This window comes from Gammaproteobacteria bacterium, assembly GCA_021647245.1.
Taxonomy (GTDB): domain Bacteria; phylum Pseudomonadota; class Gammaproteobacteria; order RBG-16-57-12; family RBG-16-57-12; genus JAFLJP01.
In genome coordinates, this window is sequence record JAKIVC010000056.1 from 1 (window position 1) to 8126 (window position 8126).

Here is an 8126-nt window from a genome sequence, read left to right on the forward strand (position 1 = left end):
AGGGGCTAGTGGCACTACGTGATGGATGGATCAAGCTTCACTATGCTAAGTGAAACGCCCTGTGCGGAGCCGCATGCAGGGTGTTGTGGGGGCTGAGGGTTAGAGACCCTTGGCTACCCGATTATGTATAAAATTACACCGCACTAGCCATGTTTAATTCTGGGCCATGTAATCATCAAATGTCATCGCAACAGTAGATGATACTGGCGAGAACCATAGCTTAAGCACTATTTCTGATTCAGCGCCTCTATCCCAAAGAATATCGCCTTTATTTACTAAAGCTTTTATAACAACCCTATTTTCGAGCAATGTGTTGCTTGGTGGATGATTAAAGGCAAATGTTTTTGCTACAGATAATTCTTTAGACCAAGACTGTCTTTGCCTGAAATCTTTTGTTAAATATTCGCTCTCATCGCATCCTCGATATAGAGTTATGATTTCTTCTTCGATTGCGCACTCATTTATTTTCTGGTCAATTATAACGACTGGGAACCAGTTGTCAGTGCTTCGATTCGTATGCTCATAAATACTTTTATGAAGCTCTAGCCCTTCATGTTTTTGCCATTCCTTAAAGCAATCAAACATGGCCTGCAAAAACTCATTTAATGAATCGCCACCACTTTCATAGTAAAAATCATTAAACATGCTAGCCGACGAACCTCCGCTCTTAATTGACTTCGATGCTTCCAGCATTTTTTCAATATTATCGCTTATAAGAGTTTTCTCAGAAGCTGTGAAGCTCAAATATTTACTTTCAAAATGATTCCATAAGATCATCATCTCGTTTTTTAAACACTGTATTACTTCAGGTGACATAGAGGTTTTCATTAACTACGATGATTAACTTATACATAAGAGTGAACTGTGGTGGTTCGCTTGGCATGACAGCGCGAGGCGTCACACACGAGCATATATAATGTGTATTCAATATAGAATACTGTTTATATCATCCTCTGTCATAAAATCTGTATTCATAATTTCTCTTTGGCATTTTTCATTATCAACAAGGTTTAGAGGTGGGTGGGGATTTAAGAACACTGCCTCTGTTTTGAAACAGTATGTCCGCCCAGGATATAGTGTGATGATTAACGGATCAAACATCCAATTAGTGGTGAATTTATGCTCACCTGCTGTCATATCTCTTCGAAAGTAACTATTGCTTCTTAATTTTCCGACTACAGAAATTCCTTCAAAATTGCTGTCGTCATTTTCTTTCCCCGGCTCAACATGCTCCATGATATTAATGCTTGTTGCGCTACCCACGAATTGACTAGGACGGTAAAAATATACAGATGCAAGCTCATCACTTGGTGAATTAAACTTTACAAACTTTGGGCCTGAGGCACTGCATCCGACTAGAGTCGAAGTGATAACTAATAGAGTTGCGGTCCAATTATTATTTTTCATTTAATAGCTCCTAAAAAAGAAAAAGGGGTCAAATACAATATTAACCTTTTGTTGTATGGCTTATCCTTGGTGATGCAAACTACTGATATGTATTGACCTGTCAACTATTGGTACCACACATTCTAACATTTCATACTTACCTCCTTCATACGGAAAAAATGAAGGGGTCAAATGAAGGGGTCAAAAAATGAAGGGGTCAAATACAATATTGACTCTTTATTTTTTCGACCTGATAAACCAAGCTTTTATCTTTTTCCATTCGCCTTCTCAGCTTACCAATGGTCGTTGGAATACTCCCTGTGCGCTTCAATCCCAAGCTATCAGCTATCTGGCGCAATCTCAAACCACACAACTCCTGCCCAAGGTACATCACCACCCACCGGGGAATATTTTCCTCTCGTCGCCCTCGCTGACGACCCATAATGTCGCTCATATCTACCGAGAACTCATCGAGTATATGCTTGATAACTTGGTCAAAGTCGGGCCTAAATTGCTGCAATATCTTTTGATTAACCTCTTCATCAGCCGTTATGCGCTGCTGATAGACCCAAGCCCTAAATTCATCACTGCCGAGGTAAGGCCGTTGATTTCCTTTGCCGTAGAAGGCGGTAAGCTCTTCGTCAACACCTTGCTCAACAAAAGCACGGTATTTCTCTTTTAGCTTACGCTTAACACCCAGCTGACCATAAACTTCATCTCGATAAAGCCACGTTGGGGCTGGCTTGTCACCTAGGTAAGCGGGATAACTGCTCCATTGATAGCGATCTAATGACTCTACGGATTTTGCTTTAAGTGGGTTGCAGTGAATATAGCGAGAAACCTGAAGCTGATAGCTATCTTCCTCAACTAAAATCGCTTTGTATCGACCACGAAAAAGCGGGCCATCTGTTTTACGCAAACGGTTGTGGCGTTGTGTATAAACACCATTAATGTGGCGCATTGCCCTACCCAAATTACCTTCGGGCGTTTTCACTAAAAGATGATAATGGTTGCGCATCAGGCAGTAGCTGTGAATCTGCACACCAAATCGTCGATGAACCTCGCCTAATATTTGCAAAAAAACCCCGTAATATTCATCTCCATGAAAAATAGCACGACGACCCGTACCACGGTTCATTACATGGTAGTAGGCATTTTCATATTCAATTCTAAGTGGTCTAGGCATAATTAAAGGTAAGCTAAATAATAAAAAGAGTCAATATTGTATTTGACCCCCTGTTTTTGTATTTGACCCCCTGTTTGACCCCCTGTTTTAATCGGTCACATAGCGCCTATATGCTCCCTGTTTGTGTGCGAAAGCGCCTCGATTTGTGGCAACATTTAAACGCGCTGAAAGCGTTACCCACTTAAAACCATAAGCCACGCCAACAATTGTGAGATAATTGCGCCTCTATCAAGCTACCCTGACTGAATCATGCGACTGGATAAATTCATCAGCCAAAACCTCGGCATCACATGCAAAGAGACTAAGCAGCTGCTGCGCCAAGATTTAATTGAGGTGGATGGTTCCAGCCACTGCGCTGCCAATCAGCAGGTCGATGAAAACAACCACATCACCTTCCGAGGGCGCACACTGTTTACGCCCGGCCCACTCTACTTTATGCTGAATAAACCTGAGGGGTATATCTGCGCGACCAAAGATAACCGGTACCCCACGGTGCTGGATCTTCTCGATGAGCCTCGCGTCCAGACCCTGCATCCAGTGGGTCGCCTCGATATCGATACCACTGGCCTGGTGCTATTAACCAATGATGGTCAATGGAGTCATGGCATCACGTCACCCAAGCGCCATAAAGTGAAGTGCTACCGGGCGCATTTAGCAGAGCCCTTAATTGAGGGTGTTGAAAAGAAGTTTGCCACAGGCATTATGCTGAAAGGTGAGAAGAGGCGCACCCTACCCGCTCAACTCAAGCGCATCACTCCCACTGAGGTTGAGCTCGCTATCGCAGAGGGTCGCTACCACCAGGTCAAGCGTATGTTTGCAGCAATGGAGAATGCCGTGACCACACTGCATCGCATCAGTATTGGCCCTCTTCATCTCGACAGCGAGCTGCCCGAGGGCCACTATCGAGCACTGAATAGCCATGAGATAGAGTCTTTACGATGAATCAGGATAACGCCCTTAGCTTGTTGCTAAATACCCTTCAAAATGAGCGTGAAGCCAGCCTCTGGGTGGCCGATGAGCATACTCCTGATACGCTGCCCATTCCGCTCAACCCAATAGTCGACGTTATCAGCAACCGCTTTGATGTGGTGGAGAGCCTCACAAGGCAGGGGTGGAGTAGCCGCTTTTCCGATCTCGACTTCAGCCATCTGCATGATAGCAGCCTGGCGACTGTCTACTTTCGTCTGGCCAAAGAGCGGGCTGTGGTCAACCGTGTTATCAACCAAGCATCCAGAGTGTTAAAAGCCGGTGGGCGGTTGATTATCTGCGGGGGGAAACAACAGGGCATTAAAAATTATGCTAAACAAGCCGCCCAATGTCTGGCAGGTGAGGTTAAGATAAAAAAACAGGGCAACCACTATCTGGCCACCATCACTCGCGGCCAACAGCCTGCCACTTTACTGGATGACAAGCAGTACTCAACACTGCGCACCCTTCAGCAATACGGTGATATCGACATCACCAGCAAACCAGGGCAGTTTGGCTGGAACAAGCTGGACAATGGCAGTCTGTTACTGGCTGAACAGTTCAAACAACTTGAAATAGAGAAGCCTGAAACCATTCTCGACCTGGGCTGTGGTTACGGCTTTTTATCACTCGCCGCGCACCGGCAATGGCCCGACGCTGTCATCACCGCCACAGACAACAATGCCGCCGCCCTGCTCAGTTGCCGGGAAAACTTCACAAAGCAGGCCATTACAGGTGACGTTATTGCCGATAATTGCGCCTCAAAAATCACACAGCAACAGGATATTGTTCTCTGCAATCCCCCATTCCATCAGGGGTTTTCAGTAGACAGCAGCCTCACAGAGCAATTTGTAGCCAGCGCAAAACGACTCTGCAAGCCAACCGGTTGCGCACTCTTTGTGGTAAACGCCTTCATCCCACTAGAGCGCATTGCCAAAAAGCATTTCAAACAGCAACCGTTACTGCTAAACGATGGGCACTTCAAACTTTTCAAGCTTTATGATACCGGGCAAACAGACGCGCCCCCCATTGATGCAGGCAGAGGCCGGTCAGGATCAAAAAAGTACCCAACAGAGTCTGCCACGTCACCTCTTCGCTATTGAATTGACTACCCAGCCACAAGGCAATGACCGGTGTTAACAGTGGGATCAACCCCGCCTGACTAGCACTGCTGTGACGCAACACATAAAAGTAGAGTAGAAAACCAATCACCGAACCAAAAACAGCCAGGTAGAGAATAGCGCTGGTGGCACGTAGTGAGATTTCATCGGGCAGTGAAGCGCCCAAAAACCACCAACTCAACAAGTAGAGCGGCAATGAAACCAGCAACCCGCCAGCAGTAACATCCAGCGGGTTAAGCTCGATGGCAGATCGCTTGACCGCCACCGTGCTCAAAGCGTGCAGAAAAACCGCAAGCAAAAGCACCATAAAGCCCGCCTGTGAGCTGCCTGTACCTAGATCAGTAAAGAAGATAATCAGCAGCCCCACAAGCCCCAGCAACATACCCATCACCTTATTCACACTCAAGCTCTTCTCTTGGAGCAGATAGCATGCCAGTGCGCTGGTCATCAACGGTGTTAAGCCAAAAAGCACCGAAATCATACCCGATGCCTGGCTCTGAGCCGCCCAGTAAACACACATCAAAGCACCGTAAAAGCCAATCGCAGCCGCCACGTAAACACGCCACACACCGTTTCGCCAAGGCAATGAGCGGCCCAGCAGCAATAGAATCAACACGCACACAATTGCACTGAGTCCCATCCTTGATGAGGCACTGAATATAAAGTCTGTATCCACCGCGCTCCATTTGATCGCTAGAGGCGTAGTGGCCCAGATCAATACCGTTGCAACAAAGGCCGCTGGCACTGACATTGTTATCTCCTTACTCTCATTTTCAACCCAGATAGCTCATGAAATACCCGAGTTAATGTCCATAAAAAAGGCCGCAATTCATAAGAAGTGCGGCCTGGTCTGTTTAGTTTTCTTAACTTATCGATTCATCATCGTCGTCGTAAACAGCGCGCAGCCACACCCATGCGGCGGACTCGCCATAGGCACTTGGCTGCTTTCATGACTGGCATATCAACTGGATTAAGTCTATTCATGTCACCAGCATCTCACTGTGGTGAGCTTTTAACAACCCATATCTGTAACCCTCATCCCCAGATAGGCACATGCACACTGTTAATTTATTAATATCACCGTTAAATCAACAAGCTACACATAATACCTACTATTATATATTAGGTCTTGCGGGTAATAAAAAAGGGGCGACGATCTATTCGCCACCCCTTATGGTATTGCCTACTAAATTTGAGTGCTGTTAACCGGTACTCATCTCCATTAACAACTTGTTCAACCGCTGTACGAAGCCGGCTGGATCTTCAAGCTGTCCACCTTCTGAGAGCAACGCCTGATCAAACAGAATATTGCTTAGCTCGTCAAAGCGTTCACCCTCTTCAGATTTTAACCTGATGATCAGCGGATGTTCCGGGTTTAACTCCAGAATCGGCTTGCTGCTCGGGATATTTTGGCCGGCGGCTTTGAGTATCCGCTCTAAGTTGGCATTCATATCATGCTCGCCGGTCACCAAACAGGCGGGGGAGTTGGTCAGGCGGTGAGTAATTCGCACTTCACTCACCTTATCGGCCAGGGTTTTTTGTGCGTTTTCAACCAGCTCTTTGAAGTTCTCTTCTGCCACTTTTTGCTGCTCTTTCTCTTGCTCATCTTCCACGTCACCCAGATTCAACTCACCTCGGGTAACCGCTTGCAGAGGCTTGTCTGCATAGTTTTGCAGCGAGGAGACCAGCCACTCATCGACCCGATCCGAAAGCAGTAATACTTCTATGCCTTTTTTGCGAAACACCTCCAGGTGGGGACTGTTTTTTGCCGCTATGTGGGTATCGGCGGTGATGTAGTAGATCGCCTCTTGCCCCTCTTTCATGCGCTCGATGTATTGATCTAACGCGACCTTCTGATCGGCACTGTCATCTTCGGTTGTGGCAAAGCGCAGCAGTTTGGCAATTTTTTGCTGATTGGCATGATCTTCCGCTGGCCCCTCTTTCATGACATTGCCAAACTCACTCCAAAACTTGGTATATTTCTCTTCATCATTTTTGGCGATAGATTGCAGTGTATCCAGGATTTTCTTAACCGAACCGGCGCGCATACTATCGATGGTTTTGTTGTGCTGTAAAATCTCACGAGAGACATTCAACGGCAGGTCATTGGAGTCAATCACGCCGCGAATAAAGCGCAAGTAGCTGGGCATTAGGTGCTCGGCATCATCCATAATGAAAACGCGCTGCACATACAGCTTGATTCCGTGGCGCGCTTCACGATCCCAAAGATCAAACGGTGCACGAGCAGGAATGTAGAGTAGCGAGGTATATTCAGTACGCCCCTCGACACGATTATGGGAGTGGGCCAGCGGGTCTTCATAATCATGAGCTACATGCTTGTAGAATTCGTTGTACTCCTCTTCGCTGATCTCGCTTTTGGGGCGAATCCACAACGCAGAAGCACTATTCACCGTCTCGTACTCTTCTGTGACGGGGGCTTCATTCTCATCTTCTTCACTGCTTGGTGCCGCTATCTTCAGCATCTCGATTGAGACAGGAATGTGGTCAGAGTATTTGCGAATGAGTGTCCGCAGGCGCATATCTTCTAAAAAGTCATCCTCACCTTCGCGCAGGTGCAGTACCACGGTGGTACCACGATCTGATTTTTCAACATTTTCGAGGGTGTAGTCACCTTCACCACTGGAGGTCCAGCAGACACCATGCTCTTCACCCGTGCCTGCTCGGCGCGTGGTTAGCGAAACTTTGTCAGCAACAATAAAAGAGGAGTAGAAACCAACCCCAAACTGGCCAATCAGGTTAGAGTCTTTACTCTGGTCTCCGGTCAGTGAGTCGATAAACTGGCGTGTGCCCGATTTTGCAATGGTACCGATATTGTCCATCACCTCTTGGCGACTCATACCAATGCCATTGTCACTCACGGTGATGGTGCGCGCCTCTTTATCGAAGGCGATGCGGATTTTCAGATCACTGTCACCCTCCAGCAACGCCTCATCGGCCAGGCTCTCAAAGCGCAGCTTATCAATCGCATCTGATGCATTTGAGATCAGCTCTCGCATAAAAATCTCTTTATTGCTGTAGAGCGAGTGAATCATCAATTTAAGTAGCTGCGACACCTCAGTCTGAAAACTCAGCGTCTCCTTTTGGGACTCAACGGTCATGTTTACTCCTCTTACAATCTCTGTTTAGGTTGATATAAATTTTATGCTGACAAGGATATAAGGGCGAGCCAATCGCATTTCAACCCCCCCATCACCCGCCTTGCACCTAAATCCTGCAAGTAGATAACAGCAATGAAAGAAAATGGTAAACTCATCAATCAGTTAATTGCATTTAACCACAACCGATGAGTCACCATTTTCATGAGTAAGCATACCAGAAACCCCCCCAGCAAGGCACGCACAAAGCCAGCAAAAATTCATTTTCAGAAAACAGGGAAAAACATGACCAGTAAAGCTGGATTGATTCCTGTCATCAAATTTCTGGATAAACTTGGATTTAATTCACTC

7 protein-coding genes are annotated in these 8126 nt (G+C 46.5%); 2 read left to right on the forward strand and 5 right to left on the reverse strand.

Annotated elements, in window-relative coordinates:
• Positions 1 to 153: 153 nt before the first annotated feature.
• The 3 genes from L3J94_11935 to L3J94_11945 form a co-directional block, all read right to left on the reverse strand.
• A complete protein-coding gene (locus L3J94_11935; GenBank protein ID MCF6219432.1) occupies positions 154 to 816 on the reverse strand; it encodes a hypothetical protein in 663 nt (220 codons plus the stop codon).
• 108 nt (positions 817 to 924) lie between these two features.
• A complete protein-coding gene (locus L3J94_11940) occupies positions 925 to 1407 on the reverse strand; it encodes a DUF2846 domain-containing protein (GenBank protein ID MCF6219433.1) in 483 nt (160 codons plus the stop codon).
• 196 nt (positions 1408 to 1603) lie between these two features.
• Positions 1604 to 2572, reverse strand: a complete 969-nt coding sequence (locus L3J94_11945; protein MCF6219434.1) for a transposase — start codon at positions 2570 to 2572, stop codon at positions 1604 to 1606.
• A 249-nt stretch (positions 2573 to 2821) separates the two neighbouring features.
• Between L3J94_11945 and L3J94_11950 the strand changes: the two genes are divergently transcribed.
• Together L3J94_11950 and L3J94_11955 are read left to right on the forward strand one after the other, a co-directional pair.
• Entirely contained in the window at positions 2822 to 3514 is a 693-nt protein-coding gene (locus tag L3J94_11950; GenBank protein MCF6219435.1) for a pseudouridine synthase, read from the forward strand.
• On the forward strand, positions 3511 to 4641 hold the full coding sequence (locus tag L3J94_11955) for a methyltransferase (protein MCF6219436.1): 1131 nt from the start codon (positions 3511 to 3513) through the stop codon (positions 4639 to 4641). The genes L3J94_11950 and L3J94_11955 overlap by 4 nt, the downstream gene beginning before the upstream one ends.
• Here the strand turns inward: L3J94_11955 and L3J94_11960 are convergent.
• Positions 4529 to 5410, reverse strand: coding sequence for a DMT family transporter (locus L3J94_11960; protein MCF6219437.1), 882 nt, complete (start codon positions 5408 to 5410; stop codon positions 4529 to 4531). The genes L3J94_11955 and L3J94_11960 overlap by 113 nt on opposite strands.
• A gap of 451 nt (positions 5411 to 5861) precedes the next feature.
• On the reverse strand, positions 5862 to 7778 hold the full coding sequence (gene htpG / locus L3J94_11965) for a molecular chaperone HtpG (GenBank protein MCF6219438.1): 1917 nt from the start codon (positions 7776 to 7778) through the stop codon (positions 5862 to 5864).
• Positions 7779 to 8126: the final 348 nt, after the last annotated feature.

Coding starts and splice junctions, on each gene's coding strand:
- L3J94_11935 (MCF6219432.1), bottom strand. CDS start 816: ATGTCACCTGAAGTAATACAGTGTTTAAAAAACGAGATGATGATCTTA.
- L3J94_11940 (MCF6219433.1), bottom strand. CDS start 1,407: ATGAAAAATAATAATTGGACCGCAACTCTATTAGTTATCACTTCGACT.
- L3J94_11945 (MCF6219434.1), bottom strand. CDS start 2,572: ATGCCTAGACCACTTAGAATTGAATATGAAAATGCCTACTACCATGTA.
- L3J94_11950 (MCF6219435.1), top strand. CDS start 2,822: ATGCGACTGGATAAATTCATCAGCCAAAACCTCGGCATCACATGCAAA.
- L3J94_11955 (MCF6219436.1), top strand. CDS start 3,511: ATGAATCAGGATAACGCCCTTAGCTTGTTGCTAAATACCCTTCAAAAT.
- L3J94_11960 (MCF6219437.1), bottom strand. CDS start 5,410: ATGTCAGTGCCAGCGGCCTTTGTTGCAACGGTATTGATCTGGGCCACT.
- htpG (MCF6219438.1), bottom strand. CDS start 7,778: ATGACCGTTGAGTCCCAAAAGGAGACGCTGAGTTTTCAGACTGAGGTG.